The sequence below is a fragment of the Nitrosomonas eutropha genome (genome assembly GCF_003201195.1).
Lineage (GTDB): Bacteria > Pseudomonadota > Gammaproteobacteria > Burkholderiales > Nitrosomonadaceae > Nitrosomonas > Nitrosomonas eutropha.
In genome coordinates, this window is the sequence record NZ_QICQ01000004.1 from 67,007 (window position 1) to 83,862 (window position 16,856).

General features: G+C 51.0%; 12 protein-coding genes. 3 read left to right on the forward strand and 9 right to left on the reverse strand.

All coding sequences use genetic code 11. From position 1 onward, the window contains the following. Positions 1-129 precede the first annotated feature (129 nt). The 6 genes from C8R14_RS02565 to greB all read right to left on the reverse strand — a co-directional run bounded on the left by C8R14_RS02565 (position 130) and on the right by greB (position 8,563). On the reverse strand, positions 130-1,515 hold the full coding sequence (locus tag C8R14_RS02565; RefSeq protein ID WP_011634615.1) for a sensor histidine kinase: 1,386 nt from the start codon (positions 1,513-1,515) through the stop codon (positions 130-132). After that, entirely contained in the window at positions 1,512-2,183 is a 672-nt protein-coding gene (locus C8R14_RS02570) for a response regulator (RefSeq protein ID WP_011634614.1), read from the reverse strand. Before C8R14_RS02570 ends, C8R14_RS02565 begins: the two co-directional genes overlap by 4 nt. Before the next feature lie 42 nt (positions 2,184-2,225). After that, on the reverse strand, positions 2,226-5,351 hold the full coding sequence (locus C8R14_RS02575) for an efflux RND transporter permease subunit (protein ID WP_011634613.1): 3,126 nt from the start codon (positions 5,349-5,351) through the stop codon (positions 2,226-2,228). A gap of 1 nt (position 5,352) precedes the next feature. Then, positions 5,353-6,522: an efflux RND transporter periplasmic adaptor subunit gene (locus tag C8R14_RS02580; RefSeq protein ID WP_011634612.1), complete on the reverse strand. Its 1,170-nt coding sequence runs from the start codon at positions 6,520-6,522 to the stop codon at positions 5,353-5,355. Next, a complete protein-coding gene (locus C8R14_RS02585) occupies positions 6,519-7,823 on the reverse strand; it encodes a TolC family protein (protein ID WP_011634611.1) in 1,305 nt (434 codons plus the stop codon). Before C8R14_RS02585 ends, C8R14_RS02580 begins: the two co-directional genes overlap by 4 nt. A gap of 191 nt (positions 7,824-8,014) precedes the next feature. Then, positions 8,015-8,563, reverse strand: coding sequence for a transcription elongation factor GreB (gene greB, locus C8R14_RS02590; RefSeq protein WP_011634610.1), 549 nt, complete (start codon positions 8,561-8,563; stop codon positions 8,015-8,017). Between the two features lie 84 nt (positions 8,564-8,647). Here greB and rapZ point away from each other — a divergent pair, with 84 nt between their 5' ends. Further along, a complete protein-coding gene (gene rapZ, locus C8R14_RS02595) occupies positions 8,648-9,514 on the forward strand; it encodes an RNase adapter RapZ (RefSeq protein WP_011634609.1) in 867 nt (288 codons plus the stop codon). Here rapZ and recG read toward each other — a convergent pair. Continuing rightward, on the reverse strand, positions 9,499-11,556 hold the full coding sequence (gene recG / locus C8R14_RS02600) for an ATP-dependent DNA helicase RecG (RefSeq protein ID WP_011634608.1): 2,058 nt from the start codon (positions 11,554-11,556) through the stop codon (positions 9,499-9,501). The genes rapZ and recG overlap by 16 nt on opposite strands. 32 nt (positions 11,557-11,588) lie before the next feature. Next, complete coding sequence (locus tag C8R14_RS02605) at positions 11,589-11,978, reverse strand: RidA family protein (protein ID WP_011634607.1); 390 nt, start codon at positions 11,976-11,978, stop codon at positions 11,589-11,591. An 87-nt stretch (positions 11,979-12,065) separates the two neighbouring features. On the opposite strand from C8R14_RS02605, the gene murA reads away from it, so the two are divergent. Continuing rightward, positions 12,066-13,319: a UDP-N-acetylglucosamine 1-carboxyvinyltransferase gene (murA, locus tag C8R14_RS02610; RefSeq protein WP_011634606.1), complete on the forward strand. Its 1,254-nt coding sequence runs from the start codon at positions 12,066-12,068 to the stop codon at positions 13,317-13,319. 173 nt (positions 13,320-13,492) lie between these two features. Here the strand turns inward: murA and metE are convergent, their stop codons facing one another. Next, on the reverse strand, positions 13,493-15,769 hold the full coding sequence (gene metE, locus C8R14_RS02615) for a 5-methyltetrahydropteroyltriglutamate--homocysteine S-methyltransferase (protein WP_041353515.1): 2,277 nt from the start codon (positions 15,767-15,769) through the stop codon (positions 13,493-13,495). A 99-nt stretch (positions 15,770-15,868) separates the two neighbouring features. On the opposite strand from metE, the gene C8R14_RS02620 reads away from it, so the two are divergent. Next, a complete protein-coding gene (locus C8R14_RS02620; protein ID WP_011634604.1) occupies positions 15,869-16,804 on the forward strand; it encodes a LysR family transcriptional regulator in 936 nt (311 codons plus the stop codon). The last annotated feature ends 52 nt before the right edge of the window (positions 16,805-16,856 follow it).

Below are 16,856 nucleotides of genomic sequence, written 5' to 3' on the forward strand. Positions count from 1 at the left end.
ATATGAATTTTTTCTTTCAGATTTTTCCCTGAATAAGCTGTGTGTTCTACTGGTACAAGTTGCTTCCTCCTCTACTTTGGCCTGCCTTTTACATTGTTTTCTGTAAAATGGCAGGCTTTCTTTTTTACATCACTCATTTTTCATATTGCTTGCAGGAAAGGTGAGTATAACTGTCAGGCCGCCACCGGCCGGTTCGGAGAAATTGATGGTTGCGGTATGCAGTTGTGCAATTTCCTGGACGATAGATAAGCCCAGTCCACAACCACCACTGGCCGATCCGGGAATACGATAAAAGCGTTCAAATACTTTGTCGCGCTCTGTAACTGAAATACCGGGGCCGTTATCCTCCACCGCCAGGTAGGACCGACCGAAACGAATGCCGCTGCGGACGGTGATCGTGCTACCGGAGGGACAGTAGCGCAGCGCGTTATCAATTAAATTTCCCAGGGCCTCTCGCAACATCCAGGCGATACCCTCGGTAACTGCCGGCTCAATTTCAAAACCGAGATCAATATCCTTGAGAAGGGCACGATCAATAAAGATTGATGCTGAGCTTTCAGCCAGTTCATGCAGCGCCACTGGTTGAAAGACCTGATTGGCAGAAGCTGCCGACTCGGTTTGCGCGTAAATCAACAGCTGGGTAACCAGATGCGCGATACGTTCGACTGATTCCTCAATACGCGCCAGTCGCTCTTCGTTGCGGAGATATTTTCCTTCGGCAGCCACTAGTTCGATCTGGGTTTGCAAACCAGCTAACGGCGTGCGCAACTGATGTGCTGCATCAGCCAAAAAACGTTGCTGGGCTGCGGCAGCCAGGCGCAGTGATTCAAACAGCTCATTGAGCCGGGTAAGCATTGGGCGGATTTCGCGCGGAGCATGCTCAATATCGAGTGCACGTAAATCGCGTGGTGAGCGGCTGGCAATCTGGTTTTCAATGTGTACAAGTGGTGCCAGACCACGCCGGACACCAAAGTAGATTACCAGTAATGTTGCGACAATAATCATCAGGTTGGGGAAAGCAATTGCGGCGAGTATACGGTGGCTGGCGTGGTTCCGTTCCCGCATGGTTTCAGCTACCGTAATGGTGATTTCATCACCATTGATGACAATTCGATGCGTGGTGGCACGAATTTCTTCATCCTGGTAGATATCATCGACAAATGTCGGTCGTTCGTGCAACGATCCGGGGTAGATCGGCAGGTCGGCGTCACCGGCCAGCAGTTGTTGATCGGAGCCATGGATAGCGAAAAAAATTTTATCCATTGCATCGGAACGCAGCATGGCTTCTGCTTCGGGAGTCAGACGCAATTCGGGATTTAGGCCGGTAGTCTGGACATAGGCGGTAATATCCAGTGCTGCATCGTTTAGGGAGTGATCGTAGGCAGTATTGGCTGTTTCCTGAGCCAAGCGATAATCAAACAGGATACTGCCAGTAAATACTACAATCAAAGGGAGCAATATCCAGAGCAGCAATCGTTGCCGCAACCCCGGTGGATGAGAATGACCGGATTTCATGAGAGGCTCTGATCAATACGGTAACCGATGCCGCGAACTGTGCGAATCCCAATGCCGCCAAGCGCAATCTTGGCGCGTAGCCGCGATACATGAACTTCAATGGCATTGGGCGTGATGTTCTTGTCCCAACCGGCCAGGCTTTGCAGCAGCTTGTCTTTGCTAACTACTTTGGGTGAAGCCATCAACAGAATTTCCAGGATAGTCCATTCACGCATGGTCAAGAATAGTGGCTGGCCGTGCAGCGTGGCGGTGTGGCTACCGGTATTGAGAATCAGCTGATCATGCCGTAACTCGGTACTGGCAACCGAGTGAGCGCGGCGAATCAGTGCACGGATACGCGCCGCCAGCTCTGGTAAACGGAATGGCTTGACCATATAATCATCTGCCCCCACATCCAGACCGGCAATCGTATCCTCCATGCTACCGCGCGCAGTTAGTACTAATACAGGCAGGCGCATCTGCCGGTTGCGTAGTCGTTGTACCAGCATTAATCCATCCATATCTGGCAGGCCGATATCCACTACCACCAGATCAAAATTCTCATCCCGCAGATGGATCTCCGCACTCCCGGCTGTGTTCGCCACATCGACAGTGTAGCCCGCATTGATCAAACCCTGTTTGATACCGCTTGCCACCAGGGAATCATCCTCGACAACCAGAATACGCATTATGTCCTCCAACCCATCTCATGATACATAAACCGGATTTATTCAGGATTTCATGTGTTTTGGCCGTGCCAGCCGGTTGAACATTAGTGGCAGCAGTACCAGTGTGAAGAAGGTAGCAGAAATAATACCGCCGACAATGACCACTGCAAATGGGCGTTGGATCTCTGAACCGATACTATGGGACAGCGCCGCTGGTAGCAAACCAAGGCCTGCCATCAGAGCTGTCATTAATATTGGCCGCAGGCGCAGCACAGCACCTTCCCGCACCGCCTCAGCAAACGATCGATCTTTGTGAACCAAGCCCACGATTTCCTCAATCATGATTACCCCGTTTTGCACTGCAATACCGGAGACCGCAATAAACCCGACCGCAGCTGAAATGGATAAATGCAAGCCGGAGAGTGCCAGTCCGGTAAGGCCACCAATCAGGGTGAGTGGGGCAATTAGCAAAATGATAAGCGCTGCACGCACGGATTTAAACGCCCAGAACAGTAATACAAAGATACCAAGCAGACTGACAGGCACAATAATCATCAATCGTTTTATTGCTCGTTGCTGGTTCTCGAACTGTCCTCCCCAAGTAATTCGGTAGCCAGGGGGCAGGTGAACGTGCTCAGTTACTTTTTTCTGGGCCTCATTAATAAAGCTGCCCAGATCACGTCCCATTAAGTTTGACTTGACCGAAACGGCACGACCTCCTGCCTCGCGTGCAATGCGTGAAGCACCCTGGCGTACTTCAATGCGAGCTAATTCGCCCAGTGTCAGAAAAGCACCGGTACTGCCCGGAATTGCTATCTGCAGGTTGGCAATGTCGGTGACGGTGCGGCGATAGTCTGGAGCCAGCCGGACGTTGACGTTGAAGAGTCGCTCACCTTCATAAAAACCGGTCACTGCCGTACCACCGAACGCCATCTGGAAAAGATTGTTGATGTCCGCGATGTTGATGCCATACCGCGCCAATTTCTGCCGATCCGGGGTAACGGTCACCTCGGTCTGACCGCCGACCTTGATGGCAGCCACATCCACGGCGCCTCGAATATGGTTAAGCAGGGTGGCAATCTGCTCTGCCTTATCTTCCAGAATATCCAGATCTGGGCCAAACACCTTAACGGCAATTTCACCCTTGACGCCGGACAAGGATTCCTCGACGTTATCCTGGATTACCTGTGAGAAATTGGTAGGTAGACCCGGAATGGCCTTCAAAGCTTGTGACATGTCGGCCACCAGTTTTTCCTTCGAGCTGAATCGCCAACTGTTGCGAGGGTTGAGATCAGCCAGAATTTCCAGATTATTGGCTCCCTTTGGATCGGTACCATCATCCGGCCGGCCAACCTGGGAGACAATTGTTTTGACTTCTGGATAGGCTGCCAGCTTCACCCGTACTGCACGTTCTACTTCCTTTGATTGTTCCAAATGAATGGAAGGGGGAAGAGCGATAGTCAGCCAGATGTTTCCTTCGTCGAGCTTGGGCAGAAATTCCGTTCCGATTGCCGGTAGCAGTGCAAGTGCTGCTGCCAGTGAGATCGTTGTGATTCCGGTTATAATGCGGGGACGGGCGTCTGTCCAGTCAAGTAATCGCCGGTAGCCATTCTGCAAGCGCTCCATCCAGGCCAGGTGAGGCTCCTGAACGGGACCGCGCTGCAATAGATAGGAGAGCAGGGCAGGGACCAGTGTCAGTGTCAGGATAATGGCACCGATCAATGCGAAGGAAAGAGTGAAGGCAACCGGGGAAAAAATTTTTCCTTCCACGCGCTGAAACGTAAATATCGGTACAAAGGCCAAGATAATAATCGCCTTTGAAAACAGGATGGGTTTGCTCAAGCTGATAGCAGTTTGCCGTAAGACGCTGATACGCCATTTGGCAGCATCAGGCCCGGATCCCAGGCCTTTTTGCAGCATCATCCGCACCATTAGCGCTTCTACCAGCACGACGGCACTATCGATAATAATACCGAAATCAACTGCACCCAGCGAAATCAGGTTGGCGGATACCCCGCGTGCATTCATCATAATGAAGGCAAACAGCAGTGTCAGTGGAATGATGCAGGCAACGATCAGTGAGGTTCGCCAGTCACGTAGAAATACGACCAAGACCGTAACTACCAGCAGCGCACCGAGGAGCAGATTCTCCTCCACAGTTGCCACCGTGTGTTCAACTAGTTGGGTGCGCTCGTAGATTGGGTGTATCTGCACACCTGGCGGAAGCTTGGCTTGGCTGTTGAGTTCATCGATCCGAGCCCTGAGTGTCTGAATAATCTTGCTCGGATCGCTGCCCTTGATCATCACCACGATGCCTTCGACAATTGAGTCGCGATTCGAAACTTTGCCGTCTTTATCACGTTGGGCAAGGGAGACGATGCCAGATGGTGTATGTTCACCGACATGAACAGCTGCAACATCACCAATAGTAATGGTCTTGCCGTCATGCGCCGTGATCACAGTGGTGGTTACGTCCTCAATCGTGTGAAACAGGCCAATAGCCCTTAGTATTAATCCTTCACCGCCTCGCCGGATAATGCCACCGCCGGTATTGGCATTATTTTCACTCAATGCACGGCTCACCTGATCCAGTGTCAATCGGTACTTGCGCAATGCGTTGGGATCAACGTTGACCTGAATTTCCTTGATGGTGCCACCAAAGCCGATTACATCTGCCACACCGGGTACCCGCCGCAATTCCGGACGGATCACCCAATCCTGAATGGCCCGGACTTCATACAGTGGCAGGTTCGGCGGAGCATCGACCACGTAGCGGTAAATTTCACCAACAGCAGTGGTCAGTGGAGCTAGCTCAGGGGTGATTCCTTCCGGCAAACTTACCGTTTGTAGTTTTTCCAGTACTTGCGCACGTGCCAGACGATCTTCGGCACCGTCGGCGAATGTCATGGTGACGACTGACAGCCCGGTAATGGAAACCGAGCGCAGCTGGGTCAGTTGCGGCACGCCGCTCATTTCCCGTTCAATCGGGATAGTGACACTGCGCTCGACTTCTTCCGGTGCCTGGCCGATGACTTGCGTGATGATTTGTACCTGTACATCCTGCACATCGGGAAATGCTTCGATAGGCAGTTCGATAAAAGCATGTATGCCGGCCACCAGCAGTGCTCCCGTCATCACGAGAATAAAAAGCCGCTGTTTGATCGAAAATGAGATAAGACGACTGAGCATTTTAGTTTCCAGCAGCAAGTTCTGAAGTCAGCAGCATGGTGCCGTCGATCACGACCTCTTCTCCGACTGCTACCCCTCCATTTTCCGGTTCGAGCCAGACAGATTCAGCATCCTGGAAGGCAATGCGGATACGGCGCTGAATAAATTCACCCGCATTAGTCTCAACGAATACGGTGGGATGAACCCCACCGGTAATGACTGATTCTGCCGGTAATTGAACTACGCTATCCGCTCGTGGATCGATCAACTGGGCACGGGCAAACATTTCTGGCCGTAGCGTGCCGTCCGGATTGTCTATTTCAGCGCGCACCTGTACTCGGCGAACATTCGGATCAAGTACGGGGGCAATACGGGTAATGGTGGCAAGGAAGGATTTTTCCGGAAATGCATCGAAGTTGAGCAGCAGTGGATTGCCGCTTTGTACCCGGCTGATTAATCGTTCAGGAACATCCACCAACACCCATAAATGCGATAGATTGGAAATGACAAATAAGGGTGCGGCCATATCCGGGCGAACTTCCAGGCCGGGGTTAGCCTGGCGATAAGCCACCGTACCGTCAATTGGTGCATATAACACCAATTTTTCATCCTGCATCTTGCCATCCGGTACCAGATTTCTTACCCGCAATTGTGCACGCTTAGCTTCTGCGGCTGCAATTTGCCAGTCCGCACGGGCGCTTTCCACATCACGCCGGGCGATGGCTTCACCGGCCCAAAGCTCGCGCGCTCGTTTATAAGTGAGTGATTTGTAGGTGGCATCTGCTTCTGCCTTATGAAGATCGGCGATGGCTGCCCCAAAATCAGGCGAATCTAATGTTACCAGTGGCGTACCAGCCTTAACCTGATCGCCAATCTCGACATGCAGCTGCAAGATACGGCCTGCCACAGCCGGGCTGATACGAGCAGTAAGGTTTTCTGCCAGTGCCAGCTTTGCAGCCAGTGGCTCACTGGCCGGCAGCATTGCCGAGACGGCAGGGCTGGTTTTAATGTAGGCAAGCTGAGGGGCTCCCGGCGGGAATAGCAGTTGATTCCGGGTGCGGTTTGATCCAGTATTTTCTGTCGGAGGCTGGATAACAGCCTGGCTGAAATACAAATAACCAGCAACACCTGTAATCACTATTGCCAGGGTAGCGGCAACCACTTTGATCTTGCATAATCGGAGTTTCATCATGAAGCGGGTTCCTGTTCCTTGGAGATGGTAGTTTCCAGTGCTGCATCCAGAGCGGCGCTTGCTTGTGCCAGATCACTGCGGGCTTGCAGTGTATCCAGCTCGGCAGTCCGCAGAATGCGCTGCGCATCCAGAAACTCCAGCGCGCTGATCGCTCCCTTGCTGAAAGCAAGCTCTGCTGCGCTGGCAGTACGGCGGGCAGCCGGTAGTGCTTGTTCCTGCAAGGCATGCCAGCGGTCGCTGGCATGTTGTAATTCATCGACAAGCTGGTTAATTTCAGCCTGGATGCGGGCGCGAATTGCTTCCAGCTGATCTTCGGCCAGAGCGAGCTCGGCATGAGCGTGGCGGATATCGCCCTCAAAGTAGTTGCCAAGAAACAATGGAATGGAAACCTCAAGACCAAGAGAATTGCGTGGTTGTGTCACATCGGCTGGTTGACGTTCATATTGGAGGCTGACAGTAACGTCGCGAGTGCGCTTTGCCTGTGCCAGCCCAACGTTATGTCGAGCGGCTTCCATTCGTGCGGCAGCGGCAAGTGTATCCGGACGCTGGGAAATAGCGGTGGTGATAGTGGCTGCGTCAGGCAATCTGGCTCTTTCTGCCGGCCAGTCGCCCCGAGTGACAAGCTGTAACGCATGGTTTTCGTCAGCTAACAAAATACCCAATGCAGTGCGGGCGCGTGTAAGCGTGCTTTCTGCTGTGCGCACACCCGCTCGGGCTCGGGCAGCATCGGTTTCGAAGCGCCCCAGATCAGCACCGGATAGATCGCCTGCTTGATAGCGGCGTCGAGCCAATTCCAATATATGCTCGGACTGGCTGGCAATAATGCCGCTCAGTTCAACGTGATGCTCAGCCAGTTTAAGTTCAAACCAAGCGCTGCGTGCATTGAACCGAGTTTGCCGCAGCGTATCGTCAAAATCGAACCGAGTAGCGGTGAGTTTACTGTCTGCTTGTGCCATACGGAGCGCTCTCTTACCACCTCGTTCAAAAGTCTGATCGATACGAATTTCGCTTTCGGTTGGCGTTCTGGAGCTGAATGCAGTAGTTGGGTCAGATTTAAGGTTTAAATGACTGGCATTAACCGCAAGTGTGGGGTTGGGAAAAGCAGCTGCATTGAGTGTTTCCGCTGCCGCAGCTTCAATATTTCGTCGGGCAAAGCGGAGATCGCGGTTACGAGTCAGCGCCAACTGCTCGGCTTCTTTCAGACTGACGGTAATATCGTAGGCTTGGCTGTTACCTGGGAGTACGGCCCACAAAGCAAGGATAAATAGCGCTGAACAGCGCATGACAGTCGATTTCCACATGAGGTAAATATAGACTGCTTCAACTTGCGTTTGCCTGACGAATTTCGGCAGGAAATAGAAACGAACAATGAAGCGGTATGGGGTGTCAGTGGTACGGTGTTGAAGCTCCAGGTATTATGCCGGGCGTAGTACAGACGGATCGTAAGGAAGCCGGTGTATGAATGATGGGATAGCTGATCAGAGAGTCTGTATCACAATATCGTATAACGGATTTTAATTACTTCCAGTTCTTCCAGGCCACCTGGTGTTTGCAAAGACACCACATCCCCCTCTCGTGCTTTCAGTAGTGCTCTGGCCAGCGGTGAAATCCAGCTGATACGGCCACAGCTGGGCTCCGCTTCATCCATACCGACAATACTGTATGTCTGCTCTTTGCCTTGTGCGTCGTATACCGTTACTGTCGCACCAAAAAATACCTGATCGCACTCGCCGCGTTGTGCCGGGTCGATGATTTCGGCATGGTCCATGCGCCTGGATAAAAACCGCAAACGGCGATCAATTTCACGCAAGCGCCGCTTGCCATAAATATAATCACCATTTTCTGAGCGATCACCGTTTGATGCTGCCCAGGATACAATCTTGACCAGTTCCGGGCGCTCCACTTTCCATAACTGATCAAATTCATCCTTCAATCGCTGATAGCCTCCCGGGGTAATATAATTCTTTACGCCCTGCGGCAGTTGCGGGGTGTCATCCAGCTCTTCCTCGTGGTCACTCTCTTTAGTAAAAGCCTTATTCACTATTCAATTCCCCCATCATTTTGTATAAACAAATACTGCTTTTGCAGACACTTTCAAATTAATCTGCCTGTTATACTCAAAGCCATGCAAGTCATCATTATCAGTGGATTGTCCGGTTCGGGAAAGTCAATTGCACTTAAGGCCTTGGAAGATTCAGGCTATTACTGCGTTGATAACCTTCCCGCATCGCTACTCGTTATCCTCATCAATCACCTGCAAACGCAGCATCATTCACATGTTGCCGTGGCAATTGATATGCGCAGCGGCGATAGTATTACTGTTCTACCCTGGCAGTTCAAAATGATCGATAAAAGCATTCGGACGGAATTTATTTTTCTGGATACACGTACAGATACGCTGATACAGCGCTTCTCTGAAACACGCCGCAGACATCCTTTGAGTGACAAAAATATCACATTAGAGGAAGCCATCCAGCACGAGCGTGAGGTGTTGGCGACCGTATCCGATCTTGGCCACCATATTGATACCAGCTCGTTAAGACCTAATGCGCTGCGGGCTTTTATCAGGGATTTCATCTCGGATAGCCGCGATCCATCTCAGCTAACGCTAATGTTCCAGTCATTTGGCTATAAACATGGTATTCCGTTAGATGCCGATCTGGTGTTTGATATACGCTGCCTGCCCAACCCCTTTTACGATCCGCATCTTAAAGAGTTGACTGGCCATGATCTGGAAGTCATCCGGTTTATGGAAGCCCAGCCCAATGCTGCAAAAATGCTCGGGGATATTGGCAGTTTCCTAGATACCTGGCTGCCTGTCTACATGCAGGATAATCGGGCCTACCTCACAGTCGCTATTGGCTGTACCGGGGGGCAGCACCGTTCAGTTTATTTTGCAGAAAAGCTCGCGTTACACTTCCGTGATGCTGCACGCGTCCTGGTACGTCATCGCGGCCTGGCAGAATATAACCAGTACTACGCGCGTAGATAATCTTCTCTATTTCCCAGCCAACGCTGCACGTGATGCTGTGCCTCATTTGGATAATCACGTAGTATCTCTTCCGCAACATTGCGCGCCATTTCCAGCAAATCGATATCTTCTTCCAGATCAGCAAATCGTAGCAGGGGTACGCCACTCTGACGGGTACCGAGAAATTCACCTGGCCCGCGCAACAGCAGATCCTGCCGCGCAATTTCAAATCCATCGTTATGCTCGAAAATAATCTGCAATCGTTTACGCGCCACTACGGATAATGGCCGCTGATACATCAGGATACAAATACCAGTAGCTGATCCACGACCGATCCGCCCGCGTAACTGATGCAATTGAGACAATCCCATGCGTTCAGCATGTTCAATCACCATTAGCGAGGCGTTGGGCACATCCACACCCACTTCAATCACGGTGGTGGCAACCAGTAACTGTACTGCTCCCTGGCTAAATTTCGCCATAATCGCAGATTTTTCGTCGCTACCCAGCCGGCCATGAATGAGGGCTATGCTTAGTTCAGGGAAAATCTGGCTCAATGTTTCATAGGTTTCCACTGCTGTTTTTAACTGTAATACCTCGGATTCTTCGATCAATGGGCAAACCCAGTAAGCCTGGCGGCCAGCCAGGCAGGCTTCACGGATGCGTGCAATAATTTCCTCGCGCCGATTGTTGTCAATCAACCTGGTCGCAACGGGCAATCTGCCGGGAGGCAATTGATTGATAACAGAAACATCCAGATCAGCGAAGTAGCTCATTGAAAGTGTACGGGGAATTGGGGTGGCGCTCATCATCAACTGGTGCGGTAGTGAGCTTTCATCTTCCCTTTTCATGCGCAAGGCAAGCCGTTGCCCCACCCCGAAACGATGCTGTTCATCAATAATGACCAACCCGAGCTGCTTGAATTGAACCGCCTCCTGAAATAATGCATGGGTTCCAATAATCAGCATGGTTGCACCACTTGCCGTTTTTGCCAGCTCTTGGCTGCGCAGGCTTTTTTTCTGACTGCCGGATAACCAGCCTACTTCTATCCCGAGCGGCACCAGCCAGCCGGACAACTTCCTGAAATGCTGCTCAGCCAGAATCTCTGTCGGTGCCATGACAGCAACCTGATAGCCATTTCCAATCGCCTGCAATGCAGCCAGTGCCGCCACCACTGTTTTGCCGCTGCCTACATCCCCCTGTAACAACCGCTGCATAGGGTAAGGCTGCGCAAGATCTGTGCTGATTTCAGCCACTACTTTATGTTGCGCCTCAGTCAGGCTGAATGGCAGTACTCCCAGCAATACCTGCTGCAAACTAACCTGTTGCGACAGAGTAGGCGCCTGCTGATTGCGCCGCTGGTGATAATGACAACGTAGAGAAATTTGCTGCGCCAGTAATTCGTCAAACTTGATCCGCTGCCAGGCTGGATGGGAACGTTGCTGTAATGATTCCATGGAAATATCAGATGGCGGGCAATGCAGCAAAGATAAGCTTTCCTCAAACGCAGGGAGTGGACAGGCAGACAGGATCGTTTCCGGCAAAATTTCACGCAGAAACTGCTTTCTTCGCAACCGCTCAAAAGCTTGTGTGATCAGCCGTATAAGTGTGCGTTGTGGCAATCCGGCTGTTACCGGATAAACCGGTGTCAAGGCAGTTGCCAGTGCCATGTTGTCACGCACCACCCGGCATTTCGGGTGCACCATCTCCATTCCATGAAAACCGGCACGCACCTCACCCAGTATTCGCAGCCGGGTACCTGGTGACCAGGCGGTTATCTGGCTAGCATAAAAATTTAGGAAACGCAGATAAAGCACACCGCTATCGTCACTTACCCTGTAAACGAGCTGCCGTCGCGGACTAATCAGCACTTCCTGTTCGGTAATCACCCCTTCTATTTGTATTGTATTTCCGGGAGCCGCTTCACTGATGGATGACAACTGTGTCTCATCCTCATAGCGCAGCGGCAAGTGCAGAACCAGATCGAAATCACTGAATAGGCCGAGTTTTTCAAGTTTTTTGCGTAATGCCTTATCCAGTGAGCTGAAAGATTGGGCAGCCAATGGAGAAAATGATGTGAGTAGTACGTAGGGTTTTACTTATCCAGTACCGCCACGGCATCCATTTCCACCAGTGCCCCGCGCGGCAATGCTGCCACGCCGATAGCGGCGCGTGCGGGATAAGGTTGGTTGAAATGCTTGCCCATGACTTCATTAACTCTGGAAAAATTGCCCAGATCAGTCAGATAAACATTCAGTTTGACGACATCACTCAGGCTGCCGCCACTGGCAACAATGACCGCCTTGAGATTAGTAATAACTTGTTCAATCTGTGCATCAATGCCGTGTACCATTTCCATGCTGGCTGGATCAAGCCCGATCTGACCGGAAAGATAGACAGTTTCCCCACCTGTTATGCAGACAGCCTGGGAATAGGTGCCGATTGCTTGTGGGGCATCATTGGTCTGGACAACAAATTTGCTCATTCTGACTCCTCAGTTAGTACGATAAAATGCAAAGGATTACGCCCATGTGGGTGCAACAATATTTTAATTCTTGTTAAGAGTAGATTCATGCAGAAACTTGTCATTCACGGGGGGTCGAAGCTCCATGGTGAAATCAGTATTTCCGGTGCCAAAAACGCAGCTTTGCCCGTATTATGCGCATCGCTACTGACTGCTGAACCATTTGCCATACAGAATATCCCGCATCTCAGGGATGTCACTACTATGCTGGCATTGCTTGAACAGATTGGTGTGCGCATTCTAACAAATGAACCAGGCACTACAGAACTGTCTGCGGCCAATATTACCAATCCAACCGCTTCCTACGACATGGTGAAAACCATGCGTGCCGCCATCCTCGTATTGGGTCCATTACTGGCGCGAACCGGACAGGCACATATTTCCTTGCCGGGTGGTTGCGCAATCGGCATGCGGCCGGTCGATCAGCATATCAAGGGACTGCAAGCCATGGGGGCGGAAATCAATATTGAGCAAGGCTATATCCTTGCTCAGGTGGGCCGCCTTTCAGGTGCACGTATCGCCATGGACGTTGTCACCGTTACCGGAACTGAAAACCTGATGATGGCCGCCACACTTGCTTCCGGCACGACCATTCTGGAAAATGCCGCCCGTGAACCTGAAGTGATTGATCTGGCAAATTGTCTCATCGGTATGGGAGCAAAAATAGAAGGAGCAGGCAATGACATTATCATTATCGAAGGGGTAGATCGTTTGCATGGTGGTTCACACGTCGTCATGCCTGATCGCATTGAAACCGGGACGTTCTTGACCGCAGTCGCTGCCTGTGGTGGTGACGTCACCCTGATCGGAACACGCGCAGATACACTTGACGTTGTACTGGGCAAGCTGGCAGAAGCTGGAGCAGACATTGATATAGGCGGGGATTGGATCCGATTGTGCATGCAGCAGCGGCCGCAACCGGTCAGTCTGCGCACTGCGCCCTATCCGGCCTTTCCTACCGACATGCAAGCACAATTCATGGCGTTAAACAGCATTGCCGGCGGCACCTCCATCATGACAGAAACAATTTTTGAAAATCGCTTCATGCATGTACAGGAGCTCACACGCCTGAACGCAGATATTCAGGTTGAGGGTAATACTGCGATCGTGCATGGCATTCCCCAGCTTGATGGTGCCAGTGTGATGGCAACCGATCTGCGCGCCTCCGCCTGCCTCATCATCGCCGGATTGATTGCGCAAGGCGAAACCATCGTTGACCGGATCTATCATCTGGATCGCGGCTATGAACAAATCGAACAAAAACTGGCGCAAGTGGGTGCACACATCAAACGCATAAATTAGAGCATCACAGAAAGATTGCCATGCAAACTGATCCCTGTATTGGACATTGCTCGCAACTTCATCCAATCAGTTCTACCGTGGGTGAGGTGGCAGTTACACGGACAAAGCTGTCAGAAGAGGGGGGTGACAGCCTGGATTATGCCCGGCAACTGCGCGGAGGGATAGACAATAGATCAGGTTTGCAGGGCGCTGCGCAGGGATTTTGCACAATCCACCATTTTTTGCAGAGCTGTCCGGGTTTCCGGCCAGTTGCGCGTTTTCAGGCCACAATCCGGGTTGACCCAGAGTAGCTTTGGATCAATATGGTGTGATGCCTTTTTCAGCAGCTCCAGCATTTCCGATGTATCAGGGATACGGGGAGAGTGAATGTCATATACTCCAGGGCCGATTTCATTCGGGTAGGAAAATTTTACGAATGCATCCAGCAATTCCATACGCGAACGTGAAGTCTCAATTGTGATGACATCTGCATCTAGTTCGGCGATGGCGGGCAGGATGTCATGAAATTCGGAATAACACATGTGGGTGTGGATCTGAGTTTCATCCTTTACCCCCGAGCTGGCAACGCGAAACGCCTTGACTGCCCAGTCAAGGTAATGCTGCCAGTCCTGTCTTCTGAGCGGGAGTCCTTCGCGAAAGGCCGGCTCATCAATCTGAATCATGCCGATACCGGCTTTTTCCAGATCAGTGACTTCATCACGAATTGCCAGTGCCAGTTGTAAAGCGGTATCTGCCCGTGGCTGATCATCTCGCACGAATGACCAGAACAGCATAGTGACTGGCCCGGTCAACATGCCTTTAACTGGTCTGCTGGTCTGGCTTTGGGCATAGCTGATCCAATCGACTGTCATGGCCTCAGGGCGATAGACATCACCATATAAAATAGGTGGTTTGACGCAACGGGAGCCGTAGCTTTGCACCCAGCCGTTTTCAGTGAAAGCATATCCCCACAGCTGTTCGCCGAAATATTCCACCATATCATTACGTTCGGGTTCGCCATGAACCAGCACATCCAGTCCGATTTCTTCCTGTTTGCGGATAGTCTCGCAAATTTCTTGACGCATGGCAGACAGGTATTCAAGATGACTTAGTTCATTTTTTTTGAATGCGGCGCGTACCTGGCGAATGGCGGAAGTTTGCGGGAAAGAACCAATGGTGGTGGTGGGCAACAGAGGCAGATTGAAGCGCTGCTGTTGCTGTTGTTTACGAATTGCAAAAGGATGCGTGCGCTGGCTGTCTCGTTCAGTCAGATGGTTAATTCTGTGATGAACCACCGGGTTATGGATGCGACAAGATGTCTTTCTTGATTGGTTGGCTTGATTGGAAGCAGTCAGTATCTCTTGGATTGATTCCTTACCCTGATACAGTCCGAGCCCGAGTGTGGCGATTTCTTCCAGTTTCTGAGTAGAAAAGGCTAGCCAATTTCTAATTTCTGGATCCAGTTTAGTTTCTAATGATAAATCTACCGGGCAATGTAGCAAGGAACAACTCGGGGCAATCCACAGATTGCCCTTAAATCGAGATACAGTTTGTGCTAAGTTTTCCAGTTTTTGTGATAGATCAGTGCGCCAGATATTGCGTCCGTCGATACAACCCAGTGACAGGATTTTGCTGGAGAAATTTCTGGTGAGGAATGATTCGAGTTGTTCCGGAGCACTGCTGAGGTCAATATGCAGGCCATCTACCGGCAAGTTCTCAAGCAATGCGAGGTGGTGATCAACCGCCCCAAAGTAAGAGGTGAGCAGCAAGCGACTGCCCGTATCATTTAGTGCACGATAGGCCTCTGTAAAACTATCTAGCCAGGGCTGCTCGAGATCAAGAGCGAGGATAGGTTCGTCAATCTGCACCCATTCCACACCCAGTGCAACAATTTGCTGCAGAATTTCGCGATAAACCGGCAGCAGGCTGGGAAGCAGATCCAATCGCTGAAAATCTGGCGTAATTTCTTTACCAAGATACAGGTAGGTCAGCGGGCCGATCAAAACAACTTTTGTATTTATCCCCAGCACTTTGGCTTCTTTAATTTCCTGGAACAGCCAGTCGGATGCCAGATGAAATCGGGTGTTGTGATCGAATTCAGGAACGATGTAGTGATAATTGGTATTGAACCACTTGGTCATTTCCATAGCTGGTTGATTAACAGTGCCACGTGCCATGGCAAAGTACAGATCAAGCGGAACCTGATCGCCGGTGTGCTCGAAGCGATGGGGAATTGCTCCCAGTAATGCGGTCATGTCGAGTATGTGATCATACAGTGAGAAATCTCCCACCGGGATCAAATCAATGCCAGATTTTTGCTGTGATAGCCAGTTGCTGGCGCGAATTTCGCGCGCAGTAGCCAATAATTGCGCAGCCTCACTTTGTCCTTTCCAGTGAGCTTCGAGTGCTTTTTTTAATTCACGTTGTGCACCGATTCTCGGGAAGCCGAGATTATGTGTCAGTATTTTCATTATATTTTCTCTGCATGATCGGAAAACCATCATTGTGTGGAATGCTCTATAATGAATCAAATGAAATGTTTTACAGATAATTATGAATAATTTTCATATATGCTTGAATTACGACATCTTCGCACATTGAATGCCTTAGATGAGACTGGCAGTATTTCACTGGCAGCGCAGCGTGTGCATTTGACTCAATCTGCGGTATCGCACCAGATCAAGGCGCTGCAAGAGCACTACCAGTTGCCGATTATTCAGCGCAGTGGCCATGCAGTACAGTTGACCGATGCAGGTAAGCGTCTGGTGCAACTGGCGGGGAAGATACTTGGCGAGGTTCAGTCAGCAGAGCGGGATCTGGCAAAAATATCGCAGCAGGCGGCAGGGAGTTTGCGGATTGTGCTGGAGTGTCATACCTGTTTCGACTGGCTGATGCCAATCATGGATGATTTCCGTCAACACTGGCCGGAAGTGGAGCTTGACCTGGTTTCTGGTTTTCATAGTGATCCGGTGTCGTTGCTTCGGCAGCAGGTTGCTGACGTGGTGATCGGTTCAGAGAACAAGCCACAGCAGGGGATCATTCATTTTCCATTATTCCGTTTTGAAATCCTGGCTGTGCTGGCCCCGGGGCATGTACTCGGGAGCAAACGAGTACTTGAAGCTGCTGATTTTGCGCAGGACGTACTGATTACTTATCCGGTTCCGGAAGAGCGGATAGATTTGATCCGGCAAGTGCTGATGCCTGCGGGTGTCAGCTGGCAGCGCCGAACAACCGAATTAACCGTGGCCATTTTGCAGCTGGTAGCAAGCCGGCGGGGGATTGCTGCACTGCCGGGATGGGGAATCAAAAATTATCTGGATTACGAGTATGTGATTGCCCGGCGTATCGGTACGAGTGGACTGTGGAGTGATTTGTATCTTTCAGTGCGGGAGCAAGATGCTTCGCTGCGTTATTTACGGGATTTTCTGGAAACGATTGACCAGGTTTGTTTTGCCAGACTGGATGGAATTAAGCCATTGAGCAAAAAAGGAACGAGGAAAAACTGAGAGCAAAGCGGGAAAAATAAGGGACTCAAGAAATCGGGCAATCCCCCTTAAA